Source organism: Aeromicrobium sp. YIM 150415, from assembly GCF_016918125.1.
Classification (GTDB): domain Bacteria; phylum Actinomycetota; class Actinomycetes; order Propionibacteriales; family Nocardioidaceae; genus Aeromicrobium; species Aeromicrobium piscarium.
This window is the reverse complement of sequence record NZ_JAERWM010000032.1, coordinates 1-15,839: the sequence shown is the minus strand read 5'-3', so window position 1 is coordinate 15,839 and position 15,839 is coordinate 1. Positions and strand designations below refer to the sequence as shown.

The window sequence follows — 15,839 nt, the reverse complement described above, 5'->3', positions numbered from 1 at the left end:
CGATCACCGGTCCCTCACCTCGGTGGTCGTGTAGCCCAAGGCCGTCCGCGGCCGACGCGATGGAGCCGGGGCATCAGGGGCGTAGCCGCGCTGGAGCGAGGCCACGCTTACGGAAAGGTGATCTCGATACCTGACGTGCTCGTTGCGCTCGCGGTCGCTACTCGATCACCGATCCCTCACCTCGGTGGTCGAGTGGCTGAAGGCCGTCGTGGCTTGACGGTTGGGTCACAGTGCAATGGGCTCGTCGTGCCTCCGCGATCTGGGCGCCCTGGCGTGTCAGCATGGAAGGCGCTATGGCTCTTCTCAAACGCAATCGCGTGGTCGACCCGGACGCGCCGGGTGTGCGCGGACCGGCGCGCATCGCGCGTCAGTCCTCGGACTTCGCCGGCGTCCGCGCCGGTGACGTCGTGGTCATCGACCTCCCCGACCTGGAGGTTCAAGACGCCGAGGTGCTCGTCGCGCGCGAGGTCGCCGCCGTCGTCAACGTCGCCCCGTCCTCCACCGGCCGGTACCCCAATCTCGGCCCCCAGGTGCTCACCAGCGCCGGCATCCACCTCGTGGACGATGTCGGCGAGGGGCTGTTCGCCCGGCTGCGTAGCGGCGAACAGGTCCGCGTCGAGGGATCGGCGGTCTTCCGCGGCGAGGAACTGCTCGCCACGGGTATCGAGATGACCGGAGAACGGATCTCCGAGGGGCTCACCCAGGCCTCGACAGAGCTCTCCAACCGGCTCGACTCGGTCACCGCCAACGCTTCGGACCAGCTGCGTCGCGAGCGGGCGATGCTCTTCGAGGGCGCGCACATCCCGCGCTTGCAGCAGTCCGGCCGTGGGCGGGCCGCGGTGATCGTGGCCGACACCTTCGATGTCGAGGACGACCTCAAGGGCATGCGCCGCTTCATCCGCGACAACGACCCGCTCCTGATCGGCGTCGGCAAGGGCGGTGACGTGATCGCGGGGCTCGGTCTGGTCCCGCACGTCGTCATCGGCACGGACGAGCAACTGACCAACAGCTCGATCGACAAGGCCCGCGAGGCCGTGGTGGTCTCACCGGCCGGCCGGCTGGACCATCCCGAACGGTTCGAACAGCACGGCACCAATGCCATGGTGTTCGCCGCCAGCGGGGCCAGTGAGGATCTCGCCATCCTGCTCGCCGACCACAACGATGCCGATGTCATCGTGCTGGCCGGCGCCCCGCCGACACTCGTGGCCCTGCTGGAGCGCGACACCGCCGATGTCGGCAGTGCATTCGTGGCCCGGCTCAAGGCCGGCACCAAGGTCGTCGACGCGAAGGCCGTGCGGTTCTTCGCGGTGCAGCGACTCACCTGGCTCGTGCCGTTCCTCCTCCTGCTCGCCGGCGTCGTCGCGGTGATCGCGGCGGTGCTCACCACCCCCGCCGGCCAGGTCTGGTGGACGGACCTGCGTGATCTCGTCGGCAGCGGCATCTCCTGGATCGAAGGACTCTTCTCGTGATCAACCTGCGGTACCACCTCGTCTCCTTGGCGGCCGTGCTCTTCTCGCTCGCCGCCGGCATCGCCATCGGCGCCGGGCTCCTCGACGACGCCGGCGCCAGCATCTCCAACAATCAGAGCCGGCAACAGGACATCTCCCCGGCCGTCGCCGGATTCGATGCCGCCTACGCCGAGAACACCGGCCCGGACCTGATCCGCGACTCGCTGAGCGATGAGAGCGTGGTCGTCTTCACCACGCCGGGGGCCCAGGATGCCCAGGTCACCGGCATCGTGGAGAACCTGCAGACCGCCGGCGCTCAGGTCACCGGACAGGTGGCGCTGACCTCCAAGCTGCTGGCGCCCGCCAATCGCCAGTTCTCTGAGGGAGTCGCCAACCAGTCCGGTGGTGACGCCGTGACCGGCGAGAGCGCCTACCAGCGGATCGGCTCGGCCCTCGCGCGCGCCTATCTCGGCACCGAGACCGCCGAGGCCGACCAGGATGCCCGTACGATCCGTTCCGCCTTCGTGCAGGGCGAGCTGCTGGATCAGACCACCGAACCGGAACAGACGGCGACGCTCGCGGTGATCGTCACCGGCCCGGCCTCCCCGGACGATGCCGACTACGGCGCGGTGGTCGCCCAGCTGGCTCCCGCGCTGGACGATGCGAGCTCGGGCGTCCTCGTCACCGGACCGGTCTCGTCGTCGGAGGATCGGGGCATCGTCGGCCGGGTCCGTGCCGCGGACGGCACGCAGGACATCTCGACCTTCGATGTCACCGATTCGGCCACGGGACGGATCATGGCCGTCGCCGCGCTGGCTCGCGAGGCCGAGGGCAACCCCGGTGCCTGGGGCACCTCCCGTGCCGCCGACGGGCCCATCCCGTAGACCCGAGTAACGACGCAGGGGCCGTTCCGGACATGCACCGGAGCGGCCCCTGCGTCGTTCACGCGTCGGCGCGGGGCTCCAGGTAGGGGGTCAGGTAGCGCTCGGTCAGCACCTTGAGTTCCTCGAGCATCCCGAGATCCGGGGGAGTGGACATGAAGGCCCGGTCGAGCAGATGGGTGATCGTGGTGACGGTCACCAGGGCGATCCGCTGGAGATCGGCATCGGAGTCGACCTGAGGACGCTCGGAGAAGGCCCGCGCCAGTGCCTGTGAGGCCAGCTCGGTCGACCGGTCGTCGAGGGCCTGCAGCTCGGGGTTCAGCACCAGTGCGCGCCGCAGGATGATGCCGGCCGGCCACTCCACGCGGAACGAGGCCATCCGGTCGATGATGTCGCTCATCCAGCCGCGCCAGTCCTCGGCATCGCGGAGCCGCTCGGTCGCGCTCAGCACGGCATCGCTGCGCTCGGTCTCGAAGCTCTCGAAGAGGTCGACGATGATCGAGTGCTTGTCGGGGAAGTAGCCGTACAGGGTGGAGATGTTGACCCCGGCGCGGTCGGCGATCGCATTGGTGTTCAGCCCGTCCAGGCCTTCGTCGACGAGCAGGTCGACGGCCGCCTGGCGGATGCGCGCCACGGTCTGTCGCGAGCGGCTCTGGCGCGGCTCACGACGACGGGGGGCGATTCGGTCGCTCATCACTCTCCTGGGGCTCGCCGGTGTCCTCGATCATGGCACAGACAAAGTTCAAGTAAATACTTGGATACTCTTGACGGTGGGCGTGATCGGTGCCACAGTTCAATCCAAGTAACTACTTGTATTTGAATCTGGAGACAGCATGACTCTTCCCGCACCGTCGGACCTCATCGGACGCAGCCACGTCTCGGACTGGCTCGAGATCGACGCCGAGCATCTCGCGGCGTTCTCGCGCGGGAGCTACCTCGAGCCCGACCGGGTCGACCTGACCATCAGCCAGAACAATGCCTTCGGCCCGACCCTCGTCGACGGCTTCCTGTTGCTCAGCCTGCTGGTCTACTTCGACTTCTCCGAACCTTTCGTATCGATCGACGGCGGTTACGGGCTGAACTACGGCACCGACCGGGTGCGGTTCACCACGCCGGTATTCGTCGGCGATCGCGTGCGACTGAAGCGCACCGTCCTCGAGGCCGAGGTCAAGACCCCCACCCGCACCCTCGTCACGCTCGACACCGAGCTGGAGGTCGAGAAGAGCGGCGACACCGCCATGTACGCGCGCTGGCTCTACCTGCTCATCGACCGCAAGGCCGAGGAAGCGAGCGACGCTCAGTGAACACCGGAACCGACGACGTGACGGTGCTGCCGCGCGTCGTCGACTATGTGCTCCGGCATAGCCGTGAACACCCCGGTCGCACCGCGCTGATCGGTCCCGATGACGAGCGTGTCTCCTATGTCGAGCTCGCCGAGCTGGTCCGCCGACACGCCCGCGCGCTCTGGGCGACCGGTGTGCGGCCCGGTGACCGGGTGGCGCTGATGGCCGCGCCGCGTCCGGAGTTCGTGGTCTCCTACCTCGCAACCACCGCGATCGGAGCGATCTGGCTGGGGCTGAACCCCCGGTACAGCGCCCGCGAGCTCGCCTATGTGCTCGCGGACGCCGCTCCGGTGCTGGTGCTGACCACGCTTCCGGCCACGGAACGCGAAGCGCTGGACGAGGCCGCCGAGGGACTCATCGCGCGTCCGATCGCCGACATCGGTTCCGCCGAGCGACTGAGGGCCTTCGATGAGGAGTCCCTCACCGGCACGGGGGACGAGATCGCCGTGGAGGCCGCCGAGGCCTCGAAACTCGTCGACACCCAGGATCCCGCGATCATCGTCTACACCTCGGGCAGCACCGGCACGCCCAAGGGCGCGCTCATCCGCCACTCGGGCCTCGTCCGCCTCGGCGTGGTCGAAGGTGAGACGTGGAAGCTCCGCGAACCGGTGGTGCTCTGCAATCTGCCGATCAACCACATCGGCTGCGTCGGCGATCTGGTTGGCGTGCCGCTGGTCACCGGCGCCACCTTGGTGCTGCGCGAGTCCTTCGATGCCGCGGAGGTGATCCGCGATGTCGAGGAGCTGCGGATCTCGGCGCTGTTCCAGATCCCCACCCAGCTGCAGCGGATCAGCGCGCACCCGGACTTCCGGACGCGGGACCTCTCCTCGCTGGAGCTGGTCGGCTGGGGCGGGTCGCCACTGCCGCGGGCCTCCTTGCAGGCCTACCGCGCACGGGGCGTCCGTCTGGTCTCGACCTACGGTCTCACTGAAGCGACCAGCTCGGTCACCTACTCCGATCCCGATGCCAGCGATGACGACCTGCTGACCACCGTCGGCCGCCCCGATCCCGGCATGGACGTCCGCCTGCTCGGCGAGGACGGCGGGTGGACCGAGGGCGAGGGGGAGGTCTGCGTCCGGAACCGCACGGTGATGGCGGGCTACCTCAACCGGCCTGAGGCCACCGACGAGGCGTTCACCGCCGGCGGTTGGCTGCGCACGGGCGATGTCGGGCGGCTGCGCGAGGACGGGAACCTCGTCCTCGTCGGCCGCACGAAGGACATGTACAAGTCCGGCGGCTACAACATCTACCCGCGTGAGATCGAGCAGGTCCTCGAGGATCTGAAGGATGTCGAGCTGGCCGCGGTGGTCGCTCGACCGGACCCCGACTTCCACGAGGTCGGCGTCGCTTACGTCCAGGTGGCCGAAGGATCCGCGCTCGATGACGAGGCGCTGCGCTCCTGGTGCCGCGAACGACTCGCCAATTTCAAGGTGCCCAAGGAGTTCGTCGTCCTCGACGAGCTCCCCCTCCTTCCGGTCGGGAAGGTCGACAAGAACGCGCTGCGGGCGCGTCATCACTCCACAGGAAAAACTCATGTCTGAACTACGCAAGACCATCAGCCCGCTGGCTCTGGTGGCGATCGGCGCCGCCGGCGTCATCGGCTCCAGCTGGCTCTACCTCGGCAGCACCTTCTTTCACGAGTTCGGTGCCGGCGGCACCATCCTCGGCATGCTGTTGGCCACCGCGCTCGCCGCCTGCATCGCGATCGCCTACAGCAATCTCGCCGCGCGGCTGCCACGTGCCGGTGGCGAGGTCGTGTACTCGGTCGTGGGCGGTAACCGGCTGCTCGGCTTCATCGTCGGCTGGCTGCTCATCGGCACGTACGCCGGAACGGTCGCCTTCTACGTCACGGCCACCGGCCGCCTGCTCAGCACCGCCTGGCCGTCGCTCAACACCGTGCCGCTCTATGAGATCGGCGGTGAGACGATCTACCTGCCGGTGCTGGCGATCGGCGTGGTGCTCACTCTGGTGATGCTCGCGCTGAACTGGAACGGGGTGGAGTTCAGTGCTCGCACCCAGCTGATCCTCTTCGGCATCATGGTCGTCCTCGCCGTGGCGGTCGTGGTCGCCGGATTCGGCAGCGGCTCGGCCTCGAACTTCTTCCCGATGTTCGACGCGGACGCGGACAGCTCGCCGATCGCGAACGTCCTCGGCTTCGTGCTGCCGGCCTTCGGCTTCCTCATCGGCTTCGGCGTCGTCGCGATCATGGCCGAGGAGGCCAAGGCGACCCCGCGCCAGATCGGCCGCATCGTCGTGATCTCGGTGCTGCTCGCCGGTGGCTTCTACGCCATCGTGCTCGCCGCCACCGCCTGGGTCATCCCGTGGCAGGACACCGCAGCGCTGACCAATGGCACGATCGAGGCCTTCGATGTCGCGGGCATGCCGCTCATCTCGACCGTCGCCTTCGTCATCGGCGTGCTCGGCATCATCACGACCTTCATCGCCGTGTTCGCGGCCTCGTCGCGGTTGATGTTCGCGCTGGCGCGCATCGAGCTGTTCCCGCCGGTCTTCGGCAAGGTCGACGAGCGCACCGGCTCCCCGCGCGCGGCGCTCGTCCTGACCACGGTGATCGGCCTGGCACTCGGCTCGCTCGGCCCGGGCGCGCTGGTGTGGTTCCTCAACACCGGCGGTGTCTACATCGGCATCGTCTGGGCGGTCACGGTCGTCATCATGTTCCGCATCCGCCGGATGACCGGCGGCGGTGGCTCGATCGTGTCGACGGTGCTGCCGGTCATCGGCGCGGTGGCCGCGGTCGGCGTCGTCCTCGCGGCGCTGATCCCCGCCAGCCCGCTGTCCCTGCGCTGGCCGGGGGAGTACCTGATCGTCATCGCCTGGGTCGCACTCGGGCTGGTGCTGTATCTGCTGTCGCCGCGCACGATGAGCCGGGAGGAATCGCTGCGGGCCCTGCTCGGCGAGTACTACGACTCGGTCTTCGGCGGCGGCAAGCGCCGCGCCGAGAGGCCGGAGGTCGAGAGCGAGCGCAGCTAGAGCTGGCCCGCCCCTAGACGGCTACTCGACCACCGAGCCATCCCTCGGTGGTCGAGTAGCCTTGCCCGTTCACGCTAGAGGATCTCGCTCCACCCCGCCTCCCAGAACCTCGCCTCGGTGGTCGAGTGCGACCTGGGGGCACCTCCCGCTTGCGGGGGAGGGACGAGGAGCGTATCGAGACCACGCCACGTTGGGGTGGTGGTTTCGATACGCCGCTCGTTCCGGTTCCTGAGTAGTGGCGAGGGACGAGCCGCGTATCGAAGGGCGCGGCTACTCAACCACCGATGATGAGTCTGGGAGTGTATCGAGACCACGTCGGGTGAGGCGATCTCGATACGGCACGTGCTCGCTGCACTCGCCGTCCTGCTCGATCACCGGACACTGCGGCAAGGTGGCCCGCGACACGCCAATGGCGATTCGGTCGTGGGCGGCTTTCTTGCTAGGCTGGAATCCCGTGGAGCTCACACGTCAGGGGTTCTGCACCACCTTCGATCCACGGGAGTCACCTTGGCAGGTAGCGCGGTCACCAAGCACGTATTCGTCACGGGGGGCGTCGCGTCGTCACTGGGCAAGGGGCTGACCGCCTCGAGCCTCGGCCGCCTGCTCAAATCGCGGGGTCTGCGGGTCACGATGCAGAAGCTCGACCCCTACCTCAATGTCGATCCCGGCACGATGAACCCGTTCCAGCACGGCGAGGTCTTCGTGACCGACGACGGCGCCGAGACCGATCTCGACATCGGTCACTACGAGCGCTTCCTCGACGAGGACCTCGTCGGCCGCGCCAATGTCACCACCGGCCAGGTCTACTCCGAGGTCATCGCCCGCGAGCGTCGCGGCGACTACCTCGGCGACACCGTCCAGGTGATCCCGCACATCACCAACGAGATCAAGGACCGCATGCTGTCGATGGGCGGCGACGATGTCGACGTCGTCATCCACGAGATCGGCGGCACGGTCGGCGATATCGAGAGCCAGCCCTTCCTGGAGTCCGCGCGCCAGGTGCGCCACGAGATCGGCCGCGACAACGCCTTCTTCCTGCACGTCTCGCTCGTGCCCTACATCGGTCCGTCGGGCGAGCTCAAGACCAAGCCGACGCAGCACTCGGTGGCCGCGCTGCGCTCGATCGGCATCCAGCCCGATGCCATCGTGTGCCGTTCGGACCGCCCCATCCCGCAGAGCGTCAAGCGCAAGATCTCGCTCATGTGCGATGTCGACGAGGAGGCCGTCGTCACCGCGAGCGACGCCCCCTCGATCTACGACATCCCCAAGGTCGTGCACGGCGAGGGACTCGACGCCTATGTCGTGCGCCGCCTCGACCTGCCTTTCCGCGACGTGGAGTGGACTGAGTGGGACGAGCTGCTCCGTCGGGTGCACGAGCCCTCCGAGGAGGTCACGATCGCCCTGGTCGGCAAGTACGTCGACTTGCCCGATGCGTACCTGTCGGTCGCCGAGGCGCTGCGCGCCGGCGGTTTCGCCAAGGACGCCCGGGTCAACCTGCGGTGGGTGCCCTCGGATGAGTGCGCCACCGAGGCCGGTGCCGCACAGCATCTGGGCGATGTCGACGGCATCTGCGTTCCCGGTGGCTTCGGGGTGCGCGGCATCGAGGGCAAGATCGGCGCTCTCACCTACGCACGGGAGCGCGGCATCCCGACCCTCGGCCTGTGCCTGGGACTGCAGTGCATGGTGATCGAATACGCTCGCGCCAAGGCGGGGATCGCCGATGCCTCGTCCTCGGAGTTCGATCCGCAGACCGAGCATCCGGTGGTGGCCACGATGGCCGAGCAGGAGGCCTTCGTCGAGGGCGACGGCGACCTTGGGGGCACGATGCGCCTGGGCCTGTACCCGGCAGCGCTCACCCCCGGCAGCATCGTCGCCGAGACCTACGGCAGCGAGCAGATCGGCGAGCGCCACCGGCACCGCTACGAGGTCAACAACGCCTACCGCGGTCAGCTGGAGGACGCCGGCCTCGTCTTCAGCGGCACCTCCCCGGACGGCAAGCTCGTCGAGTTCGTGGAGCTGTCGCGCGAGGAGCATCCGTTCTACGTCGCCACACAGGCCCACCCCGAGCTGCGCTCGCGTCCCACGCGCCCGCACCCGCTGTTCGCCGGGCTCGTCGGCGCCGCCCTCGCCCGCAAGCTGGAGATGCGGTTGGCATGAGCGGGAGTGAGGGGCAGGCACATCCGCGACTGCCGGGGATACTGGCCGAGCGGGTGGCCGATCAGGACGCGAGATGGCCGGTCTCGAAGGTCGAGACGGCCTTCGAGAATCCCTATCTCGGGGTCTCGCTCGATACGATCGTCGATCCTGCCGGGCAGGAGCACACCCGCGTGGTCGTGCGTCCGCACGGCGCCGTGGCCGTCCTGGCGTTGGATGAGGACGATCGGGTGCTGTTGGTCGAGCAGTACCGTCATCCGGTCGGTCAGCGCCTGATCGAGATTCCCGCCGGCACCCTCGATATCGAGGGGGAGCACCCTGCCGAGGCGGCGGCCCGGGAGCTGGGCGAGGAGGCGGACATCCACGCCGCGCACTGGCAGCCGCTGCTGGAGATGGCGGCCACGCCCGGATACTCCAGCGAGCGCTGGACCGCCTATCTGGCCACGGAGCTGACCGCCGTGCCGGAGACCGAGCGCACACGGCGCGAGGCCGAGGAGGCCGACATGCGGCAGTGGTGGGTGCCGTTCGAGCGGGCGGTGGATCTCGTCCTGGACGGCAGAATCACCGACGCTTTGACGGTGGGGGCGATCCTGGCGGCGCAGGTCCGGCGGTCCAGGTGACCATCGAGCGTGCGGTCGCGGACTATCTCGCGCATCTGGGCATCGAGCGCGGTCTCGCCGACAACACGCTCCAGTCGTATCGACGCGACCTCCGCCGCTACGGGAGCTTCCTGGAGTCGGTGGGGCGCACGGATCCGGGGCAGATCACGGTCCAGGATGTCGCGGACTTCACCGCCGCCCTGCGCATGGGCGACGACGAGCACCGTCCACTCGGCACGTCGAGCGTGGCTCGCACGGTCGTCGCGATCAGAGGCTTCCACCGCTTCCTGCTCAGGGAGGGGCTCGTCGCGGTCGACGTCACCGACGATGTCAAGCCGCCGCGACCCACCTCGCGACTCCCCAAGGCGCTGCCGCTCGACGAGATCGAGGCGATCATCTCGGCCGCCGGGAGTCCCGGCACCGCGCTCGCCAAGCGTGACCGGGCGCTGCTCGAACTGCTGTACGGCACGGGTGCGCGCATCTCCGAGGCGGTCGGCCTCGATGTCGACGATCTGGATCTCGAGAACGGCTCCGCGCTGCTGCGGGGCAAGGGCTCCAAGCAACGCATCGTGCCGGTCGGCAGCTATGCGGTGGAGGCCGTCGGCGACTACCTCGCGACCGGGCGTCCCGCGCTCGCCAATGGCACCAGCCACGGCCTGTTCCTCAACGCCCGCGGCGGCCGGCTCTCGCGGCAGAGCGCCTGGACGGTGCTCAGCAGGGCCGCCCAGCGCGCCGGGATCGCCGCCGAGAAGGTCTCCCCGCACACCTTCCGGCACTCCTTCGCCACCCATCTGCTCGACGGCGGAGCGGACGTCCGCGTGGTGCAGGAGCTCCTCGGCCACGCCTCGGTCACCACGACCCAGATCTACACGCTCGTGACCGTCGAGAAGCTGCGCGAGGTCTACGCGACGGCTCATCCACGGGCGCGGTGACGGGGCGTAGAGTGGCGCTCGTGAGTAGCAACAAGTCGACACTCGAAGGACGCCGATGAGCACGCCCGAGACTGGCCCGACCGGGCGCCCCATGCCGGTGCTCGACGCGCCCGGGCCGCGTGCCGGCAACGGTCCCGCGCAGATCATCGCGATGTGCAATCAGAAGGGCGGCGTCGGCAAGACCACCACGACGATCAACCTCGGGGCGGCGCTCGTCGAGGACGGCCGGCGCGTGTTGCTGGTCGACTTCGACCCGCAGGGCTCCATGACCGTCGGTCTCGGCTACAACGCCCATGAGATCGAGCAGAGCGTCTATCACGCGCTGATGGACCGCGAGCTCTCACTCAAGGACGTCATCGTCCCGACCTCGACCACGGGCCTCGACCTGGTGCCGGCTAATATCGACCTGTCGGCGGCGGAGATGCGGCTGGTCACCGAGGTGGGGCGCGAGCAGGCGCTGGCGCGCGTGCTGCGCGATGTCGCCAATGACTACGACATCATCCTCATCGACTGCCAGCCGTCGCTCGGACTGCTCACCGTCAACGCGCTCACCGCCGCCCACGGCGTCATCATCCCGCTCGAATGCGAGTACTTCGCGCTGCGCGGCGTGGCGTTGCTGACGGAGACCATCGACAAGGTGCGTGAGCGCACCAACTTCGACCTGCGCATCATCGGCCTGCTCGGCACGATGTACGACAGCCGCACGCTCCATGGCCGCGAGGTGCTGCGGACGCTGGTGGACGGCTGGGGCGATCTGGTCTTCCACACGGTCATCCGGCGCACCGTCAAGTTCTCGGACTCCACGGTGGCCGGCGAGCCGATCACGGCCTATGCCCCCACGTCCCGGGGCGCCGACTCCTACCGTCAGCTCGCACGTGAGGTGCTGCAGCGATGCCCCGACGCGTGAACCTGCCCGGCGCGGACGAACTGTTCCGCGCCACGGCCCCCCGGCTGTCCGCGACTCCCGCACCGGAGGTCGCCGGACCCGAGTCGCCCAACCCCGACCAGCACCGGGCGAGCGGCCGGGTCAAGCACGACGAGAAGATGACGGTCTACCTCACCAGCGAGGAGTTGATCGCTCTCGAGCAGGCCCGGATCCAGCTGCGTGCCGAGCTCGGTCGAAAGATCGACCGCGGCCGGCTCGTGCGCGCCGCCATGGCGCTCGCCCTGGAGGATATCGCCGCACGCGGCAGTGACAGCGATATCGCGCGGAGACTGGCCGACTCGTGAGCGAGCGAAGCGAGCGAACCAGGGGAAGCCTCACGAGGCTGTCCGCTCATACTCGACGTCCTTTCTTACGGGCGGACTCGTGAGCGAGCTTCGTTCGTGAGCGAGTTGGGCGTCGCGGAGGCCGAGAGCGGCGAGCACGACGGCTTCTCGGTGACCCTCGGCAATTTCGAGGGGCCCTTCGATCTGCTGTTGCAGCTCATCGCCAAGCATCAGCTCGACATCACCGAGGTGGCGCTGTCGGTGGTGACGACCGAGTTCATCGCGTACACCAAGACGCTCGAGGACGACCTCGAGGCGACGACGCATTTCCTACTGGTGGCCGCGACGCTGCTGGACCTCAAGACGGCTCGGCTGCTGCCTCAGGCCGAGATCGAGGACGAGGACGACCTGGAGCTGCTGGAGGCGCGGGACCTTCTCTTCGCACGGTTGATGCAGTACCGGGCCTTCAAGCGGGTCGCGCTCTTCTTGGCGCAGCGCCTGGATCGCGAGCTGCGGCGTGTCCCGCGGGCGGTGACGTTGGAACCGAGGTTCGCTCGGCTGCTGCCTGAGGTGCAGATCCCGGCCACGATCGACGATCTGGCCGTGCTGGCCGCGGAAGCGCTACGCCCCAAGGCGCCGCCGCTCGTCTCGCTCGCGCACCTGCACGCCCCGGCGGTCAGTGTGCGTGAGCAGGGCCATCTGGTCGTCGACCGGCTACGGCGCGACCGGTCGCTGACCTTCCGGGCGCTCACCTCCGATGCGCCCGATGTGGTCACCAAGGTGGCGCGGTTCCTGGCCTTGCTCGAGCTGTTCCGCGAGGGAGTGCTCGCCTTCGATCAGGCCGAGCCGCTGGGCGATCTGACCGTGCGATGGACCGGCACCGATGACGGTGACATCGACGTGGGCGATGAATTCGACGAGTCCGACGATGCAGGAAGTGACGATGACCCAGACCAATGACGAGCAGTCGCCGGCCGAAGACGAACAGCCGGTGGTGTTCGAGCTGCGGCCGAGCCTGGAGGCGATCTTGATGATCGCCGACGAGCCGCTGCCCGCGGTGACGCTGGCCTCGGCGATCGGACACCCCACCGATGCCGTCACCGAGGCTCTGGTGGACCTCGCCGACGAGTACGCGGCTCAGGGGCGGGGTTTCGAGCTGCGTGAGGTCGCCGGCGGCTGGCGGTTCTACACGCGTGACGAGCACGCCGACGCGGTGGCCGCCTTCGTGCTGGACGGTCAGCAGGCCCGGCTCAGTCAGGCGGCACTGGAGACGCTCTCGGTCGTGGCGTACCGTCAGCCGATCAGCCGCTCGCGGATCTCGGCGATCCGCGGCGTCAACGTCGACGGTGTCGTGCGGACGCTGCTGACGCGCGGACTGATCGAGGACCAGGGGAGTGACGCGACCTCCGGCGCGACGCTCTACGGCACCACGTCGTACTTCCTGGAGCGGATGGGGCTCGGAAGCCTGGAGGAGCTGCCGCCGCTCGCGCCTCTGCTGCCCGAGCTCGACGATTTCGACGGTGAGCTCGAGCGTGTCGCAGGGGAGGTCGCGGAGGCCGAGGAGCCGGGCACCGAGACGCCGGAGCCGGGGGAGACCGAGACCACGCAGGAGAGCGTCGATGAGTGAGATCGAGTTCGAGGACACGGGCGAGATCCGGCTGCAGAAGGTGCTGGCGCAGGCTGGTGTCGCCAGCCGGCGCGCCAGCGAGGAGCTCATGGCCCGGGGCCGGGTAGAGGTCAACGGCGAGGTGGTGACGCGGCTGGGGGTGCGCGTCGATCCGGTGCGGGACGTGATCCGTGTCGACGGGCGGCGAGTGCCGCCGCCGAGCGAGCATGCGTATCTGCTGCTCAACAAGCCTCGTGGCGTGGTGAGCACTATGGCCGATGAGAACGGCCGGCCGGATCTCGGGCGTTTCGTGGCCGGTCGCGACGATCGGCTCTTCCACGTCGGACGCCTGGACACCGACACCTCGGGGCTCCTGATCCTCACCAATGACGGCGATCTCGCGCATCGGCTCGCGCACCCGTCCTTCGAGGTCACCAAGACCTATGTGGCGCTCGTCGAGGGCCAGGTGCCGAACTCGCTCGGACGAACCCTGAGCGAAGGGGTCGAGCTGGACGACGGTCCGGCCTCGGTAGACCGTTTCGTGGTCCGTGACCGTGGCAAGGGACAGTCCCTGGTGGAGCTCGACATCCACATCGGCCGCAATCGCATCGTGCGGCGGCTGCTGGCCCATGTCGGACACCCGGTCGTCGAGCTGACCCGCACCGCCTTCGGACCGCTGCGGCTCGGTGACCTGAAGGTGGGCACGATGCGGGACCTCTCGCGCGACGAGCGCGGCGACCTCTTCGATAGCGTGCAGGACCCCGGTGGTCGGGTGCCCGCGAGGGACGAGCGGGTGTATCGAGACCACACCGACGACAAGGAGAACACGTGACTGTGCCCAGCCCCGTCCTCGTCGTGGGATGTGGGCTCATCGGCACGTCCGTGGCCCTCGCGCTGGCCGAGCGCGGTGCGCAGGTGCACCTGGAGGACCGCGATCCGCGGAATGTGGGGGTGGCCGCCGAAGCTGGTGCCGGGACGAGCGATCCCGTCGAGGCACCCGAGCTCGTCGTCGTGGCGACTCCTCCGGCCGCGGTGGTGCCAGCGGTCGAGGATGCGCTCCGCCGTTTCCCGGACGCGGTCGTCACCGATGTCGCCAGCGTCAAGGCGGCGATCGTGGAGGCTGTGGACGATCCGCGCTTCGTGGGCGGTCACCCGATGGCGGGCAAGGAGCGATCCGGCCCCGCTGCCGGCTCCGGTCAGCTGTTCGAGGGTCGCTCGTGGGCGATCGTGCCGGGCGAGCGGAGCGCGTCCTCGGCGGTGGATCTGCTGGAACGCACTGTCGTGGAGATCGGTGCTGTTCCGCGCCGGTTCGCGCCGCGTGCCCACGATGAGGCGGTCGCGCTGGTCTCGCATGTGCCGCATCTGATGGCCAATCTGACCGCGAGCCTGCTGGACGGTGCTCCCGATGGGCATGTGGACCTGGCGGGCCAGGGCCTACGCGATGTCACGCGGATCGCGCGCAGCGATGCCGACCTGTGGGTCGACATCCTCGGCCACAATTCGTCGGCCATCACGCCGCTGCTGACGACGTTGCGCGATCGTCTGGACACCTTGATCGGCGCGGTGGGCGACGACCCGTCCGCCGTCGACGGCCTGCTGAAGCAGGGGCGTGCGGGCACCACGACGATCCCCGGCAAGCACGGCGACCTGCCGACCGATGTGGCGAGTGTCTTCGTGCCGATCGACGACACCCCCGGCGAGCTGTCGCGGCTCTTCGGCGATGCCGCGGAGGTCGTCAATATCGAGGACCTGCGGATCGACCACGAGGTGGGCCGTCCGGTCGGTCTGGTCGAGATCGTGGTTCTGTCCGGGCGTGCCGATACGCTCGTGGAGGCCATGCGGGCCAAGGGATGGTCCGCTTACCGATGAGGAGCACTGTGGGAACACCCATCGTCATCGCGATCGACGGACCGTCCGGGTCCGGCAAGTCGAGCACCTCGCGCGGAGTCGCGACGGCGCTCGGCTACGACTATCTGGACACCGGGGCGATGTACCGGGCGATGACGTGGGCGCTGCTGCAGCGCAGTGTCGATGTCGCGGACGCGGCGAAGGTGGCTGAGGAGGCGACGTCCGTCTCGATCGTGTCCGGTGTCGATCCGCAAGAGCCCACCATCACCGTCGACGGTACTGATGTCTCCGGACCGATCCGCACCGATGAGGTGACGGCGGCGGTCAGCCCGGTGTCGGCGGTGGCGCGGGTGCGTGAGCTGCTCGTGCAGGCGCAGCGTCAGGCGATCGGCTTCTCCACGTCCGCGGGCCGTGGCATCGTCGTCGAGGGGCGCGATATCGGCACGGTCGTCGCTCCCGATGCGCCGCTGAAGGTCTATCTCGTCGCCGATCCGGCGGCGCGGGCGGCGCGTCGAGCGGCGGAGCTCGGCGGTGCCGATGCCACGGCGACCCAGGAGTCGCTCGCGCGCCGCGATCAGATCGACTCGACGCGGGCCGCCTCACCGCTGACCCAGGCCGATGACGCCGTGGTGGTCGACGGCACGCACCTGACCCTCGACGAGGTCATCGAGCACATCGTCGGTCTCGCCCGCGACGCCTCCTGACCCCGGGCGGTGAGTCATCCCGCACCCTTGCGCGAGGGCGGTGAGCTATCCCGCAGTTCAGCCGTGTCGGTGCGGGATAGCTCACCGCCCCGGGCCCGAGGTAGTCAGTACGGGTGATAGGGCCGCG

16 protein-coding genes are annotated in these 15,839 nt (G+C 68.9%); 15 read left to right on the top strand and 1 reads right to left on the bottom strand.

Translation table 11 applies throughout. From position 1 onward, the window contains the following. The first annotated feature begins 293 nt into the window (after positions 1-293). Positions 294-1,469 carry a putative cytokinetic ring protein SteA gene (gene steA, locus JL108_RS18390; RefSeq protein ID WP_205199579.1) on the top strand — a complete coding sequence of 392 codons (1,176 nt, stop codon included), beginning with the start codon at positions 294-296 and terminating at the stop codon, positions 1,467-1,469. Beyond that, positions 1,466-2,332: a copper transporter gene (locus tag JL108_RS18385; RefSeq protein WP_185973220.1), complete on the top strand. Its 867-nt coding sequence runs from the start codon at positions 1,466-1,468 to the stop codon at positions 2,330-2,332. The genes steA and JL108_RS18385 overlap by 4 nt, the downstream gene beginning before the upstream one ends. Before the next feature lie 58 nt (positions 2,333-2,390). Here JL108_RS18385 and JL108_RS18380 read toward each other — a convergent pair whose 3' ends face one another. Beyond that, a complete protein-coding gene (locus JL108_RS18380; protein ID WP_205199578.1) occupies positions 2,391-3,023 on the bottom strand; it encodes a TetR/AcrR family transcriptional regulator in 633 nt (210 codons plus the stop codon). A gap of 139 nt (positions 3,024-3,162) precedes the next feature. On the opposite strand from JL108_RS18380, the gene JL108_RS18375 reads away from it, so the two are divergent. The 13 genes from JL108_RS18375 to cmk all read left to right on the top strand — a co-directional run bounded on the left by JL108_RS18375 (position 3,163) and on the right by cmk (position 15,712). Further along, entirely contained in the window at positions 3,163-3,633 is a 471-nt protein-coding gene (locus JL108_RS18375; protein WP_205199577.1) for a MaoC/PaaZ C-terminal domain-containing protein, read from the top strand. Continuing rightward, complete coding sequence (locus JL108_RS18370; protein ID WP_205199576.1) at positions 3,630-5,213, top strand: class I adenylate-forming enzyme family protein; 1,584 nt, start codon at positions 3,630-3,632, stop codon at positions 5,211-5,213. The genes JL108_RS18375 and JL108_RS18370 overlap by 4 nt, the downstream gene beginning before the upstream one ends. After that, positions 5,206-6,660, top strand: coding sequence for an APC family permease (locus JL108_RS18365; protein ID WP_205199575.1), 1,455 nt, complete (start codon positions 5,206-5,208; stop codon positions 6,658-6,660). Before JL108_RS18370 ends, JL108_RS18365 begins: the two co-directional genes overlap by 8 nt. A gap of 507 nt (positions 6,661-7,167) precedes the next feature. After that, on the top strand, positions 7,168-8,817 hold the full coding sequence (locus tag JL108_RS18360) for a CTP synthase (RefSeq protein ID WP_205199574.1): 1,650 nt from the start codon (positions 7,168-7,170) through the stop codon (positions 8,815-8,817). After that, on the top strand, positions 8,814-9,434 hold the full coding sequence (locus JL108_RS18355; protein ID WP_205199573.1) for an NUDIX domain-containing protein: 621 nt from the start codon (positions 8,814-8,816) through the stop codon (positions 9,432-9,434). The genes JL108_RS18360 and JL108_RS18355 overlap by 4 nt, the downstream gene beginning before the upstream one ends. Further along, positions 9,431-10,345, top strand: a complete 915-nt coding sequence (gene xerD / locus JL108_RS18350) for a site-specific tyrosine recombinase XerD (protein ID WP_205199572.1) — start codon at positions 9,431-9,433, stop codon at positions 10,343-10,345. Before JL108_RS18355 ends, xerD begins: the two co-directional genes overlap by 4 nt. A gap of 55 nt (positions 10,346-10,400) precedes the next feature. Then, complete coding sequence (locus tag JL108_RS18345) at positions 10,401-11,252, top strand: ParA family protein (protein WP_205199571.1); 852 nt, start codon at positions 10,401-10,403, stop codon at positions 11,250-11,252. Next, positions 11,237-11,575, top strand: a complete 339-nt coding sequence (locus tag JL108_RS18340; protein WP_205199570.1) for a hypothetical protein — start codon at positions 11,237-11,239, stop codon at positions 11,573-11,575. The genes JL108_RS18345 and JL108_RS18340 overlap by 16 nt, the downstream gene beginning before the upstream one ends. A gap of 96 nt (positions 11,576-11,671) precedes the next feature. Continuing rightward, entirely contained in the window at positions 11,672-12,514 is an 843-nt protein-coding gene (locus JL108_RS18335) for a ScpA family protein (RefSeq protein ID WP_205199569.1), read from the top strand. After that, on the top strand, positions 12,498-13,181 hold the full coding sequence (gene scpB, locus JL108_RS18330) for an SMC-Scp complex subunit ScpB (protein WP_205199568.1): 684 nt from the start codon (positions 12,498-12,500) through the stop codon (positions 13,179-13,181). The genes JL108_RS18335 and scpB overlap by 17 nt, the downstream gene beginning before the upstream one ends. Then, positions 13,174-13,992, top strand: coding sequence for a pseudouridine synthase (locus tag JL108_RS18325; RefSeq protein ID WP_205199567.1), 819 nt, complete (start codon positions 13,174-13,176; stop codon positions 13,990-13,992). The genes scpB and JL108_RS18325 overlap by 8 nt, the downstream gene beginning before the upstream one ends. Then, positions 13,989-15,029, top strand: coding sequence for a prephenate dehydrogenase (locus tag JL108_RS18320; protein ID WP_205199566.1), 1,041 nt, complete (start codon positions 13,989-13,991; stop codon positions 15,027-15,029). Before JL108_RS18325 ends, JL108_RS18320 begins: the two co-directional genes overlap by 4 nt. Next, a complete protein-coding gene (gene cmk, locus JL108_RS18315) occupies positions 15,026-15,712 on the top strand; it encodes a (d)CMP kinase (protein WP_205199565.1) in 687 nt (228 codons plus the stop codon). Before JL108_RS18320 ends, cmk begins: the two co-directional genes overlap by 4 nt. The last annotated feature ends 127 nt before the right edge of the window (positions 15,713-15,839 follow it).